Raw genomic sequence first — 18,620 nt, 5'->3', positions numbered from 1 at the left:
GATTTCCCAGATGCCTCCTTTAGTACGACGTTGTGCAGGCTTGACCCTGGCCTGCCTATTGCTTATCCACCCCGCCTGGCAACCCTGCGTTTGCGGCGACGATGTGGTTTCATTCCGTAACGACATTGCACCCGTCTTGATTGCCAAGTGCCAACCCTGCCACGGTCCCAAGAAATCTTCTGGAGACTACCGTGTGGATAGCTTTGAACGCGCCATGGTGGTGGGCGCTGATGAGATCGTTGACCGCATCGAGTCCGAAGATGACGACTTTCGAATGCCACCCGACGGCGACTCACTGCCCAAGCAACAACGAGAACTGTTTGCCCGCTGGCTAGATCAGGAGGCAACCTACGACGACTTGAACCCCAAGGCTTCCTTGATTTCAATCGTGCCCGGCATTCAGCATCCGGCTGCTCCTGGGCACTACCTGCGTTCAATTCCAGTGACAGCGTTGGCATTCAGCAAGAGTCACACAGAGCTGTACGTCAGCGGCTATCGCGAACTGCTGGTTTGGAACATTCCGGAACGAACGCTGACAAAACGCATCCCCAATCTGCCACCACGAATTCGCTGCATCGATATGCACCCCAGTCGCCCTTTACTAGCCGTCGCTGGCGGCATTCCAGGACGCCTGGGAGAGGTCCGCATCATTGACCAAAACACATCGCAGGTCCTGCGAGTTCTGCATCGATCCGATGACATGTGTTTCAGCGCTCGCTTCAGTCCTGACGGCCGCAAACTAGCCACCGCAGGGGCAGATGGCACCGTGCAAGTGTTCGAGACAGACAGCTGGATCCGAACGCATCGTTTTGCCAATCACTCCGACTGGGTGCAGCAGATTACCTGGAATCAAGCCAGCACGCGTCTGGCGTCGGCCAGTCGTGATCATACTGCAAAGGTCTTTGACTTGGAGTCGAATAAGCGATTGACCAGCTACACCGGCCACGACGGCAATGTTTACAGTGTTTGCTTTGCCCCCAAAGGAGATGACGTGTTCTCCGGCGGATCAGATGGAAAGCTTATGCGTTGGCGAGTGGAAGACGGAAAAACCGTCCGAGAGTTTGCTCGCCAACAAGAAGCCGTCTACCAAATCGGATTGCTGCCGCAAACACAGCGGGTGGCGATCGCAAGTGGAGACCCTTACCTGCTGTCGATCATTGCTCATAACGCTGGCGAACCCAAGCGTTTTTCACCCGGTGACACCGAAGGCCAAGCAGCAAACTTGAGCGCTGCAGTCTCGTTCGACGAACGACTGATTGCCGCCGGAGATCGTCACGGGACCGTCCGTGTCTGGACAACGGAGAACCACCAACTGATGGCAGAGTTTGCCGCCCGGCCTGAATAGCCTAAACCAAGACGTCATCGCAGATTCAAACCTCAAACCACGATCCCGCCCTCCGTGGTTTCACTGTGCTGAGTTGGTCCTGTGCTGAGTTGGTCCTGTGCTGAGTTGGTCCTGTGCTGAGTTGGTCCTGTGCTGAGTTGGTCCTGTGCTGAGTTGGTCCTGTGCTGCATTGATCTTTGTGCTCTTCGCGCCCGGGCTGGTTTCAACGCGACGAGATTCGCGGAACATCCCCGACCGCCAGCGGAGCAACACTCAGGGCAGGGCAGTGGATACAATGTGAAGCTTGCTGTGATCCACTGAACTGGAAAGCAAACCGCCCCAACAGAAAATGGAATCGTTGCCACAGCAACCGCTCGCAATCACTTCCCTGCCGTATCAGCTCACTTGATGGTTGCTTGTTTATTTTGGGCCTCACGATGCAACGTTGCCAATTGTTCCAAGGCAAGACGAAAATGAGAAGCATGTCACGAACGATTCAATCGGCGATTCGCATCATAGCAACTCTTTTAGCATGGACACTGCTGATCGGCAGTGTCAGGGTAGCCGATGCGCAGCAGAACGCAGCAGACAGCGTCGCCAAATCCGAGACCGAGTCCATCCCTGACGAAGCTGCTCGACGGGCTGATGCAGAGAAGACCTTCAAAAAGAACGTTTCTCAATTCGTCAACAAATACTGCGTCGATTGTCATGGCACGCGACCCGAGGCTGGTATCAATCTTCGCTCGGCACTCAATACGCCGGGGGCTGCATCGTCCGCCCTGCATTGGAAAAAATCCGTCGCCAACGTCAAGGTGCACGACATGCCGCCGCACGACGCCGCGCCACTGCCAAGCGACGCGGAGCGTCAACAATTCATTCAGTGGATCGGCAAGCTCAAGTATCTGGCCCCGCGCGATCCTGGCACCTTTGTCATTCGTCGTCTCAACAAAGTTGAATACGGCAACACGCTGCATGACCTGTATGGCGTTGACACATCGATCGCCAGCAGCCTGCCGGACGAGGTCGTTGGGGAAGGGTATCTCAATTCAATCTCTCCGTTGCAATCAGAGCGGTTCCTTGAAATTGCCAACAAAGTCGTTGGTCAAGTCATCGCCCCCGAGGGAAAGGCTCCCACGGCCGTTCAACAGCGTCTGTTTGGAACACTGCCTGCTGAGGGCACTGAGCTTCGTCAAACAGCCCGAAACATTGCTCGTTCTCTGGCTCGCGATGCTTACCGAAGGCCGCCCACCGAATCAGAGTTGGATGTCTTGGTAGAGATCTTCGATCTTGGCCAAGAGCATGACTTAAGCGAGATCGATTCACTTGGGCTGATGTGGAAAGCGGTTCTCGTCTCTCCTCAATTCCTGTTCATCACGCCCGCTGCAAGCGTCGACTCGAAAGAATCAATCGTGCCGCTAGACGACTATCAGCTAGCGTCTCGCTTGTCTTACCTGCTGTGGTCCGCGCCGCCTGACGCCGAGCTTTCGGCGCTCGCTGACAAGGGACAGCTCCACAACCCCGAGGTACTGCGAAAGCAAGCCGAACGTCTGCTGATGCATCCTCGTTCCCGAGCCCTCTTTGACGGCTTTGGTGCCCAATGGCTGGGGATCGGCCAGCTTGAACAGCAAACGTTTGACCCGGAAGTCTTTCCGCAAATGACGCCAGCATTGAGCCAGTCGATGGTGGATGAAGCACGTTTGCTTTTCCAGAACATCGTGCAAGAGAACCACACTATCTTTCGCTTTGTCGATAGCGACTACACTTTTTTGAACGCGTCGCTGGCGAAACTTTACGGGCTGAATCAAGCGATTGAAGGTCAGCAGATGCGACGGGTCAAGTTAGCCAACCCCAATCGCGGCGGCATCATTGGCATGCCAGCCACACTGGCCTCCACTTCCTTTCCCAACCGGACCAGCCCCGTGAGACGCGGCGTCTGGGTGCTGGAGCAAGTTCTGGGAGAACGCGTGCCTCCGCCTCCGCCAAACGTTCCCGAGCTTGATGACCTGAAACAGGAAAACCTTGATGGCTTGACCCTGCGTCAACAGACCGAGCTCCATCAATCAGAACCGACTTGCGCGAACTGTCACAAGGTGCTCGACCCGATTGGATTTGGGTTAGAAAACTTTGATGCAATCGGACGCTGGCGAGCAACTTACGACAACGGACTTGCCATTGATGCGACCGGACAGCTTCCGGCAGGAGAACGTTTCGCCACTCCCGCGGAACTGAAACGGCTGCTGGCAAACCGCAAAGCAGACATCGCTCGAAACCTGACCGAAAAATTGATGGCCTACGCACTTGGCAGACAACTGGAAGGCTATGACGAAATCGTCGTCGACAAGCTCATGCTTAAGATGGCTGAGGACGATTATCGCATGCGGACGATGATCACCGAAGTCATCACCTGTTATTTGTTCACGCACCGTAAAGTCAAAGGGTAAAGACTATGGACCACTCGTCGTCGATCAATCGTCGTGCGTTGCTCAAGAACGCTGCGTTAAAGGGAGCTGGCGTTTCACTCGCACTTCCGCTGATGAATTCGGTCAGCTGGGCTGCCGGTGCCAAGCCTGCCAAGCCGCCTGTCAGACTCGGCTTTATGTACATGCCTCACGGCGTGATCATGGACGAGTTCTGGCCTAAGAATCCGGAGTCGTTTCTCAAGTCACCCCCGCCAGCGATTGCATCACTGCGACCGATCCTGGATCAATGCTTGATGATGAAAGGGATTTCGGGCGTACCGATCACGCCTTTCAGCGGTGCCCCACACGCACTGGAGCTATCGACCTGGCTGACGGCACAACTGCCGGACGCAGATACCCGTGGCCGCGTCAATATCGCCATCTCTGCTGATCAAATCATGGCCAACTACGTGGGCGCGCACACGCTGTTGCCCTCGCTCGAACTGGCGACCATGCCGCAAACGTGGAAAGAGAACCAAGCCGGGCTTCACGAAGCCTACTATTCCCATTGCAGTTACCGCTCCCCGACTCAGCCAGTCCCCGCAGAGACCGATCCTCGGAATGTACTCAACAGACTGTTTGGCAAGAGAGGAAAAGCGGGACAGGTCAGCGAGGCGAATCCGCTGGATCGCAAAATGCTAGATCGCGTGCTTGACGGCGCACGCGACCTGCGCCGAACCCTGGCAAGCACCGACCAACAGAAACTGGATCAGTACCTCGACAGTGTGCGTGCCGTTGAACGACGGATTGCTGCGATTGAGCAACGACAGCAAGAAGCTGCATTAGAAAAAGCCGGCGTTCGCGCTTCCAAACGCGCTGCGAATGATTCGCCGCCCATCGAAGTCAAGATTCCTGAAGGAGAGAAACGCAGCGAATACATGCAAGTCATGTGCGATTTGACGGTACTGGCTTTTCAAACCGACACCACGCGGGTCAGCACGTACATCGGGTCGACACCGAATGGCGTGTCGTATCCGGAACTGGGATTCACTGACAAACACCACTCGCAAACTCACCACAAAAACCGCCAGGAGATGGTTCAAAAAGTCGCAGCGATCACCAAGTTTAATATCGATCAGTTCGCCTACATGGTTAATAAGATGGCAAGTCTTCGCGAAGCGGATGGCACGCTGCTGGACAACTGCATCATGATGTGGGGATCGGGCCTGGAAGACGGTGACAAGCATAGCCGCAAGAACTTGCCATTCATCGTTGCCGGTCGTGGTGGCGGTGCCATCAACACCGGTCGTTTTCTAAGCGATGTGAACGGCAATCAAGGTGATTTGCTGACAACGCTGCTCGCCTGCGCCGGCATCCCGCTGGATCGTCCTATCGGCATCGCAACCAAGCAAATTCCTGGAGTCGCTGCGAACGGCTAAGCACCAGTGACCGTCAGGCCGGAGTGTAAAAGAACGCAACTTTTTGACGTTTTGCGCGTAACCGATCTCTGAATGGCGTTATTTCCTAATAGCCGTTCCAAAGCTCCCCCCGTTTGCCGCGCAACATGTCCGATCATCAGCTTGAATTTGTCCAACTGCTGACCTCCCATCAGGGAAGGCTGTACGCCTATGTCATTTCGATGCTGGGCAATCCGGATCAGGCTCGCGATGTCATGCAGGAAACCAATGCCGTCCTCTGGCAGAAGTCAGACGATTTCCAGTCAGGCACCAACTTTGCCGCCTGGATGATGCAAACGGCCTACTATCAAGTCATGGCGCATCGACAAAAAATGAATCGAGAGCGTCTGGTGTTTGATGACGCAATGACTGCCGAGTTGGCCGAGGTGGCTGCCCAGCGCAACGACTTGATGGAACAACGCCATGCTAAGCTTCAAGACTGCTTGGCGAAGCTATCGGACACCCATCGCGACCTGATTCGAGCTCGATATCAAGACGGTTTTGAATTGGCTGTGATCGCGCAAACGATGAACCGTAAAACCAATGCGATCAAGCAAGCTCTGTTTCGCGCGCGTGCCGCGTTGATCGATTGTGTAAAGCTAAATTCCGATGACGCTCTTACCGGAGGCTCATCATGAGCGCCCGCGATTCCGATTCGGAACTACAACGACTGTTGACCGAGCTGTTCGATGGAGCACTCGACAACGATTCAGCAACACGGTTGCAGCAGCGACTAAGCACCGATGCGGATGCGCGGGGCTTGTATTTGGATTATTGCGAAATGCACGCCGCGCTAGCCTGGGAACACGGGCAAGTCATTGTGGACATCGAACCGGTAGCGGTGCCGCCAGAACCCTGGCGTCTTCGCGCGTCAATGATTTGGCTGGCCGCGATGGCTGCATCGTTACTTCTGATCGGTGCTGCGTCTTGGTGGCTGGACGACACCCATGCGGTTCCATCTGGGCCGGCAATTGCCTCGATTGAGCAACGGATTGACGCCAAAATTGTCGCTGGCGGACAGGAATGGAATCGCGACGCACTTTGCAAGGGCAGCTACGACTTGCGTCAAGGATTGTTGCAAGTCAAATACAACACCGGCGTGACGGTCTGCATTGAAGCTCCCGCTCAGTTCGAGGCGATCAGCGCCGACCGTTTAGTGCTTCATTCAGGGCGAGTGTCGGCCAACGTGCCGGCCGAAGGCATCGGCTTTACAGTGGAAACACCTGAGGCTGACGTTGTCGATTTTGGCACCGAGTTTTCCGTCGAAGCTGGCACGGGCGAAAGTGAAGTGCATGTCTTTGATGGACACGTCCAGGTTCAGCCAAAGGCCTTGCCCGACCAGCCAACAGAAACCGTGGACTTGCGAACCGACCAGGCAGTGCGAATCGCCGATGCGACGCACCAAGCATTTGGCATCGATTTGGCGAAAGACCGATTCATCCGCAGCTTTGTCGAACCGAAAGTCCAGTACGTTGAAGCAGTTCGTGCGCTGAATCCCACCGCCTACTACCGGATGCCGATTCGCCAACGGGGCTTGCTGTGTTCCCCCGCAGACTACTCAGGCCAAGTGCTAATCGGCGAAGGCCAACGGCCAGCATGCGCCCCTGGTTTTGTTGGAAGCTCTCTCCGGGTAGGCGGCAGGTCGATCGGGCGTGGCGCACGGGTTGAGAATACTCCAGAGATCGGCAGCCAGTTCACACTGATGGCGTGGGTCTACGCGGACGGGCGGCCAAACAACGCGATCTTGGCAACAAATGTGACGAAGAAGAGGGGATGCTTTGAATGGACATTGGACGACAAAACCGGACGATTGAAGATTCGTGTTGATAACCAAAACGGGGACGCAGTAGAGTGTTTTGATACAGAACCGATCAAGCTGCAGACCTGGCAGCACTACGCGGCAACTTGTGATGGCAAGATACTGAAATTATTTCGTGCCGGTCGGATGATTGATTCCAAACCGTGCGTTCCAATCAGCAAACAAGCTAGCCAACCGCTTTACTTCGGAACGAATTGGCGTGGTAAACACTTATGGGAAGGTCGCATCGACGAGTTTGCGATCTTCGATTACGCCGTTAGCGAAGAACAAATGAAAGAGTTGCTTTAATGTTTGCACTGACTGCCAAACAAACAAAGCAATTGCCAGCCAACTCTCCGCGAGAATCCACTGCAACGACGGTGGGCGCGGACAAGCAAACAAAGTCTCGCCAAGGAAAACGATCCACTCGATGAATCCAGAAACTTGATGAACAATCTGGCTGAATGAAATCCTGTGTTCAACAAAGCATTTTCCGCACTGCGAAAAGAACTGGAACTCCAAGCCATGCGAGGTCATCCGCTTGACATCAATGATGTTCGGCGCGATCTGCACGAGCGGCAATCATCTCAAAAACGTCTTCAACAGGACCGACCGAGATCAGTCTGGAAGCCTTAGTCAGCAAGAGACCACAGCCTACGTTCGAAGTGTCACTCATGGAAACCGGAGCAGCAAAACAAAACGCAAACGGGACTAGATCCTCCCACTGCACGTCAGCTCTGATCGAAAATGTAATTCAACTCCTCTTTCAGTTCACGCCATCGGCTTGGACCGCAACATCACCTAAAGAACAGTCATGAAAACTCGATCCATCCTTTACGCATTGGGCCTCAGTTGGTTCGCCGTCTCCTCGGTCACCTGGGCTGGCGAACAACCCAACATCGTCATCATTCTGACCGATGATCAAGGCTATGCCGATGTTAGCTACAATCCGGAATCACCACCGGAAGTCAGCACACCCAATATCGATGCCCTGGCACAGTCGTCGATCGTCTGCACTCAAGGCTACACCAGCGGACACGTCTGTTCACCGACGCGTGCCGGACTGATGACTGGCCGCTATCAGCAGCGATTTGGAATTTACACGGCGGGCGAAGGAGGCTCCGGAGTTCCCCTTGATGAGATCTTCATCCCTCAACGGTTGAAGCCAGCGGGTTACGTCTCGGGGGCCTTAGGGAAGTGGCATCTCGGACTGACAAAAGAATATCACGCCATGAATCGCGGGTTCGATGAGTTCTATGGCTTCATGGGACGCGGCGCCCATCCGTACTTCGATCACTCTGACATGGAGCATCCGATCTACCGTGGACTCAAACCAATTGAAGAAGAAGGCTACCTGACCACTCGCATCACCGAGGAAGCCGTAGATTTCATCAATCGCCACAAAGAAGACCCGTTTTTTCTCTATGTGGCCTACAACGCAGTTCACTCCCCACCAGAAGCGCCCGAAGAAGACATCAAGCACGTGACCGGCGACGAAACACGCGACACGCTGATGGCGATGATCAAGCATCTTGACATGGGAGTCGGGGAAATTGTCAACTCACTGAAGCAGAACGAGTTGTTTGACAACACGCTGTTGATCTTTCTCACCGACAACGGTGGTTCAGGTGCAATGCATGCGAATAACGCTCCACTTCGCGGCTTCAAACAAATGGACTACGAAGGCGGAATTCATGTGCCGTTCATCGTCTCTTGGCCAGCTCAACTCGAAGGTGGGAGCACCTGCGACGTTCCCGTCTGGTCCATCGATTTGTTTGCCACGGCTCTCGATGCGGCGGGGCTTCCCATGCCAGCGGAAAAACCTCTGGACGGCAAAAGCATTTTGCCCGCACTCAAAGGTGAAACCGACAAGCTCCACGACGAGTTGTACTGGAGCTCTGGGGGCGCGAACGGCAAGTGGGCCATACGCAGTGGAGACTGGAAACTGGTGGCGGTGAAAAACCAACTTGAACTCTTTGATCTCGACAAAGACCTCAGCGAAACGACCAACCTCGCCGCAAAACATCCGCAGGTGGTTGCTCAACTGAAGGACAAATACAACGCCTGGCTCGACGAGATGGCAGCACCGGTCAGCAAGCAAGCCAAACGCTGGAATCCTGATGCCAAATCACCGAGTAAAAAGATGACCAAAGAGGAAAGGAAAGCAGCACGCGAAAAAGCAAAAGCTGCTCGCATCAAAGCACGCGAAGCACAGAAGAGCAGCGAAACGTCTGAATCCTCCTAATGCCTTTGTCTGTCGCAGTCACTGTCTTTCGCGTTCACTCCCCCACACTTTCTTTCAGCCACCGGTCTCACCGTGAAAACGCTCCTTGCACTTTCCACACTCTGCTTTCTAACCGTGATTTCGACAACGACTCGGGCGGAGCGGCCAAACATCATCATGTTTCTGATTGATGATCAGAACCCCTCAAGCATCGGGGCGTTTGGAGGCGACACCTACACTCCGAATCTGGACCGCATGGCAGCCGAAGGCATGAAGTTCACGCGTGCCTATGTCAGCAGTTCGGTTTGCACTCCCTCGCGATACAGTTTCCTGACCGGTCGCTTTGCTGGCAACTCCCATAGCAAGCTCTATCTCGACGCTGTAGGCGGCAAAGAGAACCAAGGGCTTCCGAATTTTAATGTCGCGTTGGAACGCGATAAGATGAACGTGGGAAATGTTCTCCGCGAGGCTGGCTACACAACAGGGTTCGTAGGAAAATTCCATCTTAACTCCAAGTTGGATTTCCCAGAGTTCTACAAAGGCAAAGGCGGCTGGAGCGACATCCCCAAAGACGCCAGCCCTGGCCCCGAAACGTCGGCTCAGTTCAAACACAACGAACGCTGGATGCGCCGTTACCTCAACACCCTCGGATTCTCTTGGGCGAAGAACGTCTATCCAGAAAACATTCACTCACCCTATTCGATGCATAACCCAGAATGGACTACGGTGGCCGCTCTGGAATTCATTGAAGAGAATAGGGACCGTCCGTTCTACCTGCATCTGTGCAGCACACTACTGCATGGGCCGGATGGATCCTGGCGGAAATCAATGGATCACCCGCTGGTGACTGGGGAAGGGCAGGTTGAAAGTCTTCCAGAAGTGATGACGCCCCGCGCGGAGCTGCTCCAAACCATCGCTGAAAAGGGACTCGATCCCGACAGCCATGTCGCAGGCGAGGCGTGGATTGACGACTCCCTGGGTGCGATTCTGCGAAAGCTCAAGGAACTTGGCATCGACGACAATACGCTGGTCGTTTTTGCGCCCGATCACGGTCGCGATGGCAAAGCATCTGTGTTTTCACACGGTGGTTGTCAAGTGCCCATGATCATGCGGTGGCCGAATGAGATTCCCGCGGGACTGGTCTGTGAAGAGCTGGTGCAGAACATCGACTTGGTGCCTACTTTTTTCGAACTGGGTGAAGCCAAGAAGCCCGACTCGTACCGAATCGATGGCCAGAGCCTTCAACCGCTTTTCAAAACCGGAACAGCCGACACGTGGCGGGATCATCTGTACTTGGAAATGGGAGCCGCGCGTGCAACGGTCACCAAAGACTGGTCGTACATCGCCGTTCGCTACACCCAGGAACAGATCGCTTCCATCAAGAAAGCTTCGCTGCAGAACTTACCCAAATCCATGTCCTACATCGGACGTTTAGGCATCGGAGTCCGAGGCGCCGACCACCCCGGCTTCTTCGACGAAGATCAACTCTATCACCTGAAGCGTGATCCCAAAGAAATGGAGAACTTGGCTGGCAATAGAAGTAGCGCAGGTCGCCTACGCGAAATGCAATCTTTGATGCAACAAGACCTTGAATCGATCGGTCGGCCTTTCGGAGAATTCATTCCGGGAAAAAACACCACTGAACCCGGCCAATTGAATGAGCAGATTGATCTGGTGAAACAACTTGAAATCAAGGGTAAAACGGTGACGGTGCCAAACGCTCTGCGCAACGAATCCGATGCCAGCGATGAGTCGACGGATCAATCGACTGGGGACGACAAAGCCAAGCGAAAAGCGGAACGCGAAGCGCGCCGGAAGACGCGTCAAGCGACTCGATCAAACAACCAGAACGATTCAGAGAACTGAACCAAAGCATGATCGCTGATGCAGACGACAGCATCTGAGAAGACAACGATCGGATGGAACGGCGGTTGACAACCAAATGAACACCGCTGGGCCTTCGCCGCTGGGCCTTCGCCGCTGGGCAGCGAAGCGCAAGCCGTCACAAGCTTGCCACTGATTCGATTGAAACGCGATCCGCTCTTTACGGAGCGATTTTCACCAAACTTGCTTCAGCATTGATTCGTGATGTTGAGGCGGTGTCGATAATCACGTCTAAGCGATCATCGACGCGTACTCGGGTTGCTCCCAGCAATTGACCATGGTGTTCGTTGCCACTGAGATCTTCCACTTGGTCGTCGCGTTGAGCGCTAAAACGATAGAGCGCCAACGTGTCATCATCGGAGTCAAACATTCCTTGGGGCTGGTACTGGACCCCATAACGGGCAACCGCCTCAAACGCTGACCCACACTGGCACGAGTTCCTGTACGATGGAAGCACCGGAGCACAGTTCTTTGACGACGATTCCGATGGAGACGCTGATCGCGTGGTGCTGCACTACGTCGATGGCGGACGCGGCGATGATGACTTGGTAACCAATGGAACCATTGCCAATCTCGGAGCTCCAGGGGTCACACTGAACCAAGCGCCAACCATCGAAGCACAGGGCTTCGAGATCCTGGAGAACGCAACGGCAGTCGGGACCGTGATTGCCGATGACGCAGATCTTCCCGACGAAAGCTTGTCCTTCGAAATCTCCGGCGGAGCGGACGCAGATCAGTTCTCCATCGATGCCGACGGACAACTCAGTTTCAATGCTGCACCAGACTTTGAAAACCCAGCGGATAACGATGGCGACAACACCTATGAAATCGAAGTCCAAGTGACCGACGCTTCGGGGGCCAGCGACACCGCAACCGTTAGCGTCGTTGTCAACAACCAAACCGCAATCATCAGCGGACAAGTTTTCATTGATGTCGATGCAGACGGTGCCTTCGATGTCGGATCGGACAGCGCCATGGACGGTGTGGCCATCGATCTGATCATGGGCAACGAAGTCCTCGCTAGCGACGTCACCGAACTGGGCGGCGTGTTCGCCTTCGAAGTGGCCGACGAAATGGCAACCTATCACCTTTTGCAGCATCAGCCGTCCGGGGTTGCCGATGGGATCACCGTCCTTGGGGATGCTGGTGGCACCGTCATCAGCAGCAACGAAATGCAGGTCACGCTGACCGGTCAAGACGCTTCGGATTACATGTTCACCGAAACCGGTCAGGGAATCCAGCAGGGCGATACGGCCCCCATCTGATTCTGGCTCAGCCGACGCGGCCGAAGCCTGATCAAGCAAGGTGGACAGGAACTTGTCAACTGGCTGAACGACAACTTCAGCAACATCTTTGGTGACTCCTTCAGCACCGCCGAAGAAGTGGCCACGTTCTACCGTCGCGAATTCTTTATCAAGAAGTTCCGCGGCCAGAGCCTCCGAGAGCTGTTCCGCTCATCACCCAAAGCCGACGCTCAATTCATGGCAACTGCGTTGTCCACGTTCTTCACCAATCAAACTCTGGCCGGGAACGCCGCCACTCGCTATGGGTTTAATGTCACCGGCACCGGACTGGGAAGCAAACTCGTCAATGTCGGAGACAGCGGCGAAGCCTTTGGAGTTCAAGACGGCACCAGCATGACCGTCATGTCGCTTCTGTTGGCAACCAACACCCTGACCGGCGTGGACGATGATGATGACGACAATCATTACAGCTACATCTACGACACCAACGGTGATGGCATGTTGGACGAGACTGAAAAAGGCCTTCGCGACCTTGCCAATCAGATCTATCGCCGCATCAATCACAGTGGGAGTTAAGGTTAAACCCACGAGAGCTGGATCTGGCAACCAACGCGGGGAGACCCAATGGTGACGCCAGCGCAATAGCAGAAACCAAGGTCAACACGACGAGCACGAAGTCGGAAAACGAGCCGACTGTGCTGGTTGGGGCGACCTTTCAGCGATGTGTCTGCGGGCTCCATTGTCCTGCTGCTTCCATTGTCCTGCTGCTTCAAGTGTCCTGCGACTTGCTGTGTCAGTGGGCTTCACGAGTGACTCACAAGCGTTCAGAATGTGCGAGGCGTCTTTGAACCGGTCCCGTATCCGTTTTCGGCTGCGTGGTGACGGACGGTTGCCTCAAACACTCTTGCCAACCAGGATTCACTTTGCCCTCTGCCTCAAGTCAAATCGTTGCCCAGCGCCGACCCTGTATCGGCGTTGTCGGCGGGATGGGTGCCATCGCCACCTGCTACGTGGTCGAGACCATTCTGCGGCGCAGTGGCGGGCAGACCGATCACACGTACCCTCGCACGTTGGTTGATTTTAATTCGACGGTGCCCAGTCGCACCGAAGCGATTTTGGGTCATGGAGAATCACCTGCGGCGGTGGTTTCGCAAAGCTTGCAGACCTTGGCGGATGCCGGTGCAACGGTGCTGGGAATCGCCTGCAACACGGTTCATCATTTTTTGCCGAGCATGACGATTCCTTCGGGTGCCGTCTTTGTAAACATCGTTGAAACGGCATTGTCTGAAGTCACGCATCGCTGGGAAAACTCACGAATTGGGCTGTTGCAGTCACCCGGTGCAGCCCGTGTGTGTTTCTGGAGTGAGGCGTTGTCGACCTGTCCTCAGGTGGATGTCGTGACGGCCACCCCGGAGCAGCAGTTGGCTGTGAACGAGGCAATTGAGCGTGTGAAAGCCGGCCGACCGGTCGCCGCAGATCTGGTCCGCGAAGTCGCGAAGCAGATTCAGCAAATGGAAGTCGATGCGGTGTTGGTGGGCTGTACGGAACTTTCGATGGCATTCGAAAACAAACTGCCCGTTCCCAGCATCGACACGACTGATTTGTTTGCCAAAGAACTGATTCGTGTCTGGCACCAGCAGCAGCAAACGCCAGAGCCCTAGCACCGCCTCGTTCGCCGGCAATGCCCTTGCCGGCAATGCCCTCGCCATGATCGAGCGAAGTACGATCCGAGTGAGGACAACCGCACGCGAACCTATCACCATTCATCGAGCATCAAAAGGCCTGGCGAAATGGTGTTTCAAACCAACCGACAAGACGATGCGTCTTTCAACGCCAGGCCGAGCACGCATTTTTCTTGACGGCCCAAAAAATGCCGTCGTTTGCACGATCACTGATTGTGGATTTAGTATACTTCAGATGGTTTGGTGGCGCCATCCAACTGGATAGCCGACGGGCGCCAAAGCTCTCGGCTATCATTCCTGCCTGACAACCTTCTCTTGGTGGCCGCTAGCGGTACGCAGAAGCCTGCCAGCAAATGCTAACGGTCTTGCACCAATCTTATCCCAGTGTATTCCTTGCGACCATCGATCAGGCCGATGTACCGCAGGACAGAGAACGTGTCTCGTTCGCGATCATCGATAGAACATGCAATGACGAATCAACCAGATGACATTCAGGCCGTGGAAAGACTCGGCCAAGCAAGGGATGCAATTGTCGGCGAACTGCGCAAGACCATCGTTGGGATGGACGATGTCATCGAGGAGATGATGATCGCGATCTTTTCACGCGGGCACTGCCTTCTGGTAGGCGTGCCAGGACTGGCCAAAACCTTGCTGGTCAGCTCGCTAGCACAAACCATGTCGCTGTCATTTAAACGCATTCAATTCACTCCTGACCTGATGCCTTCGGACATTACCGGCACGGAATTATTGCAGGAGGATCCAGAAACGCACGCGCGGCGTTTTCAATTTGAAAAAGGACCGATCTTTACCAATCTATTGCTTGCCGACGAAATCAACCGGACCCCGCCCAAGACACAGGCGGCGCTGTTAGAGGCGATGCAAGAGAAACGCGTTTCCTCAGGCGGAGAGGACTACAAACTAGACGAGCCGTTCTTTGTGCTCGCGACGCAAAATCCTATCGAACAGGAAGGCACGTACCCGCTTCCCGAGGCGCAACTCGATCGGTTCCTCTTTAATGTTCTGGTCAAGTACCCCACGCGATCGGAGGAGCTTGACATCATGAAGAGCATCACCACCGATAGCGAGCCCGAGTTGAAAGAAGTGGTCGATGCCCCAACGATCATTGAATTCCAACATCTTGTCCGGCGCATCCCGGTGGCCGACCATGTGTTTGAATACGCAGCGTCGATCGTCCGGGCTACCCGTCCCAACGAACCGGATGCCCGTGACTTTATCAAGCAGTTTCTGGCTTGGGGCGCCGGCCCGCGCGCATCGCTTAATCTCATCCTGGCTGGCAAAGCGCGTGCCGCACTGCAGGGGCGAACCCACGTCGCAATCGAAGACATTCAGAAGGTCAGCCTGCCGATCTTACGCCATCGTATTGTCCCCAGCTTCGCCGCTCGATCCGCAGGCATGACTCCCGACGCGTTGATCGAACGGTTATTGGAGGCCATTCCTGCCGACGAGAAGCTCTACGCCAAGAGCGCTAGCTAATCTGGACTGGGACAAACACATGTCAGAGCATTTGAACCGAGTCCACTATCTCAAGCCGGAGATGCTTCACCAGCTTGATGACCTGGAAATGATCGCCCGTGAAGTTGTTGAGGGTCTGCGAGTTGGCAGCCACCGCAGTCCCCTGCGCGGTTTCAGCACGGAGTTTTCTCATCACCGTCAGTACGCCCCCGGCGACGCGATTCGCGACATTGATTGGCGTGTCTACGGGCGAACCAGTCGATACTACACCAAGCTCTACGAAGCGGAGACAAACTACGACTGCACGATCTTGATCGATGGCAGCGCGTCGATGACGTATGGCTCCGCAACGGTCAGCAAGCTGGAATACGCCAAGTACCTGGCCGCCTCACTGGCCTACATTGTGCTCAAGCAGCGTGATTCTGTTGGCCTGTCTGTGTTCGATTCAGAAGTACGGGCCTACCTGCCACCACGCTCGTCAATGAACTTATTGGTGCAACTAGATCGTCTGCTGCATGAGATCAAGTCAGAGCCGCGCACCACGATTGCCAAACAACTGCACGACATCGCATTAATGATGAAGCGCCGGTCCGTGGTTGTCGTGATTTCAGATTTTTTTGCCGATGTGAACGACATCATGTCCGGACTGGATCACTTACGACATGATGGCCACAACGTCATCGTTCTCCATACACTAGATCCTTACGAGCTATCCTTTCCGTTCAAAGGGACTTGGCAATTCGATGGTCTCGAGCAAGAAGAACCTCTGACGACACAGGGTGAACGGATCCGCGAAGACTATTTGCGGCAGTTCAACCGCTACCGCGAAGCATTTCAAACCGCGTGTGGTGGCAGTGGAATCGAGTACGCACTTGTCGAGACATCCCGTCCGCTTGATGGCGTTCTCAGTGAATTCTTCCATCAGAGAGAGGCGATGCTCTCTGGATCAGCGATTGGGGGGCGAACATGACGTTCCTCAACCCGCTGCTACTGATCGGCGCCTTGGGGTTGGCGTTACCAATCCTGGCGCACCTCATCAACCGACAACAAGTCCAGCGTACGGACTGGGCCGCGATGCAGTTCCTCAATCGCAGCATTCGTGTCCGTTCGCGACAGATCCGCCTACGTGACCTGTTGTTATTGCTAATGCGATGCCTTGCACTTCTGCTCCTGGTCATTGCGCTCGCGCGTCCCGCCACCACCGGTGAAGGTTTTGCCTGGCTGCCTGGCGAAACAAGGGCTGGCGTGGTGATTGCAATCGATGGGTCCTTCAGCATGCAACATCGTGACGGGGATGCCTCACGGTTTGATCGAGCGTTGGAGCTCACGAGATTCATTGGCGAACGCCTTCAGCCCGGCGACCTAGTCTCGCTGGTTCTGTTGGGAGGGACGCATCGCGTCGTGCTGCGCAATGCGGCCTATGATCCAGCTCGGTTCGCGAAAGCCATGGAGGATTTGCAGCCGACCCCACAAGTGTTGGACCTAGAGAGCGTTCCCAAGCACCTCGCTGCACTGGTCGATGAGATGGACGCGATCCAGAAAGAGGTCTACCTGATTTCTGACATTCAAACGCGTCATTGGGAGCGGACTTCGGTTCCCTTGCGTGAATCCTTGGTCCAACTCGGGCACTCAGCGAAAGTGTTTCTGATCCCCGTCTCTGGGTCTGCTGAGAATTTGGCCGTCACGGATCTGGACTTCGTCTCGGGCTTTTTGCGCAAGGACGCCGTTGCTCGCTACCGGGCCACGGTGAACAATTTTGGCGAAAGCCCCGCGTCAGAGGTTGAAATCCGGTGCCGGGTGGAAGGTGTACAGATCGACACCAAACGAATTCCAATGATTGCTCCCGGACAATCCGAGACCGTGTCACTGTTTGTACCGTTCTATAACGCTGGGCCAAAGCGAATATCAGCGGAGGTCACCGATGCTTCGTTGGCTGTCGATAACGTCTGCCGCGTCGTTGCCTCCGTGCGTGAGCGTGTCTCGGTCTTGTGCTTTGATGGTTCCGGTGGCGATGCGAGCCGTCTCATCAAAGCTGGCTTGCTAGCGCGTCCCACCGGTGCCGAAGACGAAGGGTACTCGGTTCGCACCGTTCAATGGCCCGCCTTTCCTGTCGGAAGCCTCGACGCCTTCGACGTGATCGTGTTGACCGACGTTCCGGAAATCACGGCGGAGCAAGCAAAGAAGTTGCTGCAATTTGTTCGCCAGGGCAACAGCCTGGTTTGGTTCGCGGGCGAAAGTGTGAAGGCTGCCGCATGGAACAAGCTCGCCGAAGAAAACAGTGTCCCTCTACTGCCGGCTAAGCTTGGCCAGACCGTTGACACTCGAGACGAGTTAGGTGTCGGTAAGCCACTTGCTCCCACGCTGCCTGATCATGCGTTAACCCGGCCGTTGGCATCATTGCCAGAAGATCTGCTTAGCGAAACACGCTTTCTGAGACAGATTCAGGTTGAGCCCACTGACAGCAGTTTCCCCGTATTGAGTCTAGCCGGTGGTGGCTCGCCCGTTTTGTTGGAGCACTCTCTTGGCCGCGGCCATGTTTTTCTATTCACGACGTCGGCCAACAATGACTGGAACAACATGGCATTAACGCCTGTCTTCCCGATGCTGATGCAGCAGATTGTGACGCACTTAACGGGGAGGGAGTTTGAACAACCGCGTTTTGTAGGCGATGCGCTGACACTTGCCTACGTCGATCAACCCGACGCAAACGATGCGGTCTTTGAAACTCCTTCAGAGCAGACCATTGCAGTACCCGTCCGCTCTCATCGCAACCAGTATGTCGCCTTGCTGGAGCGAGCCGACGAGGCTGGCTTTTACACCGCCAAGGTGAGCGTTCAAGCACCAGGAATGCCAATTGCGGTGAACGTGGACTCCAAAGAGTCAGACGTTTCATGTCTGACAGCCACAGCGTTATCACAAGTCTTGCAAGGCACAGGAATCGAAGTGGCGGCGAACGAGGTTGAACTTGATGCTCGCATCAACATGGTTCGAACGCGTCGGTCATCGTGGCGTTTTTTCCTTGTTGCCGCACTCTGCCTGTTGATCGGCGAGAGTCTGTTGGCAGACCGTGTCCTGGGACGCAAGACTAGCCCAGCGAAGACGGCCTCGTCATCTCCAACCGGCGAGGCAACCTGA

The 18,620-nt window shown here is 55.1% G+C and carries 14 protein-coding genes; 13 read left to right on the top strand and 1 reads right to left on the bottom strand.

Annotated features, from left to right (window positions below; translation table 11 throughout):
• The first annotated feature begins 10 nt into the window (after nt 1-10).
• The 7 genes from SV7mr_RS08760 (at nt 11) to SV7mr_RS08730 (ending at nt 11,068) form a co-directional block, all read left to right on the top strand.
• Nucleotides 11-1,345: a c-type cytochrome domain-containing protein gene (locus SV7mr_RS08760; protein ID WP_419188282.1), complete on the top strand. Its 1,335-nt coding sequence runs from the start codon at nt 11-13 to the stop codon at nt 1,343-1,345.
• Nucleotides 1,346-1,806: 461 nt separating this feature from the next.
• Nucleotides 1,807-3,765 (top strand): DUF1592 domain-containing protein, encoded by a 1,959-nt coding sequence (locus SV7mr_RS08755; protein ID WP_419188281.1) that lies wholly within the window; start codon nt 1,807-1,809, stop codon nt 3,763-3,765.
• Between the two features lie 5 nt (nt 3,766-3,770).
• Entirely contained in the window at nt 3,771-5,162 is a 1,392-nt protein-coding gene (locus SV7mr_RS08750) for a DUF1552 domain-containing protein (protein ID WP_145271135.1), read from the top strand.
• A 125-nt stretch (nt 5,163-5,287) separates the two neighbouring features.
• Entirely contained in the window at nt 5,288-5,818 is a 531-nt protein-coding gene (locus tag SV7mr_RS08745; protein ID WP_145271133.1) for a sigma-70 family RNA polymerase sigma factor, read from the top strand.
• Nucleotides 5,815-7,287 (top strand): LamG-like jellyroll fold domain-containing protein, encoded by a 1,473-nt coding sequence (locus SV7mr_RS08740; RefSeq protein WP_145271131.1) that lies wholly within the window; start codon nt 5,815-5,817, stop codon nt 7,285-7,287. The genes SV7mr_RS08745 and SV7mr_RS08740 overlap by 4 nt, the downstream gene beginning before the upstream one ends.
• 505 nt (nt 7,288-7,792) lie before the next feature.
• A complete protein-coding gene (locus tag SV7mr_RS08735) occupies nt 7,793-9,223 on the top strand; it encodes a sulfatase (RefSeq protein WP_145271129.1) in 1,431 nt (476 codons plus the stop codon).
• Nucleotides 9,224-9,295: 72 nt separating this feature from the next.
• Nucleotides 9,296-11,068: a sulfatase family protein gene (locus SV7mr_RS08730; RefSeq protein ID WP_419188280.1), complete on the top strand. Its 1,773-nt coding sequence runs from the start codon at nt 9,296-9,298 to the stop codon at nt 11,066-11,068.
• A gap of 178 nt (nt 11,069-11,246) precedes the next feature.
• Here the strand turns inward: SV7mr_RS08730 and SV7mr_RS08725 are convergent, their stop codons facing one another.
• A complete protein-coding gene (locus tag SV7mr_RS08725; protein ID WP_145271127.1) occupies nt 11,247-11,456 on the bottom strand; it encodes a hypothetical protein in 210 nt (69 codons plus the stop codon).
• A 133-nt stretch (nt 11,457-11,589) separates the two neighbouring features.
• Between SV7mr_RS08725 and SV7mr_RS08720 the strand changes: the two genes are divergently transcribed.
• From SV7mr_RS08720 to SV7mr_RS08695, 6 genes are all read left to right on the top strand, one after another.
• Nucleotides 11,590-12,351, top strand: coding sequence for an Ig-like domain-containing protein (locus SV7mr_RS08720; RefSeq protein ID WP_419188279.1), 762 nt, complete (start codon nt 11,590-11,592; stop codon nt 12,349-12,351).
• 117 nt (nt 12,352-12,468) lie between these two features.
• Nucleotides 12,469-12,906 carry a hypothetical protein gene (locus tag SV7mr_RS08715; RefSeq protein ID WP_145271122.1) on the top strand — a complete coding sequence of 146 codons (438 nt, stop codon included), beginning with the start codon at nt 12,469-12,471 and terminating at the stop codon, nt 12,904-12,906.
• 347 nt (nt 12,907-13,253) lie between these two features.
• Nucleotides 13,254-13,991, top strand: coding sequence for an aspartate/glutamate racemase family protein (locus tag SV7mr_RS08710; protein ID WP_145271120.1), 738 nt, complete (start codon nt 13,254-13,256; stop codon nt 13,989-13,991).
• A gap of 489 nt (nt 13,992-14,480) precedes the next feature.
• A complete protein-coding gene (locus SV7mr_RS08705; RefSeq protein ID WP_145271118.1) occupies nt 14,481-15,506 on the top strand; it encodes an AAA family ATPase in 1,026 nt (341 codons plus the stop codon).
• Nucleotides 15,507-15,525: 19 nt separating this feature from the next.
• Nucleotides 15,526-16,455 carry a DUF58 domain-containing protein gene (locus SV7mr_RS08700; RefSeq protein WP_145271116.1) on the top strand — a complete coding sequence of 310 codons (930 nt, stop codon included), beginning with the start codon at nt 15,526-15,528 and terminating at the stop codon, nt 16,453-16,455.
• Entirely contained in the window at nt 16,452-18,620 is a 2,169-nt protein-coding gene (locus SV7mr_RS08695) for a BatA domain-containing protein (RefSeq protein ID WP_145271114.1), read from the top strand. Before SV7mr_RS08700 ends, SV7mr_RS08695 begins: the two co-directional genes overlap by 4 nt.

Source organism: Stieleria bergensis, assembly GCA_007745635.1.
Lineage (GTDB): Bacteria > Planctomycetota > Planctomycetia > Pirellulales > Pirellulaceae > Stieleria > Stieleria bergensis.
Note: the sequence above shows the minus strand (reverse complement) of the source record. Positions and strands in the feature narration are given on the sequence as shown.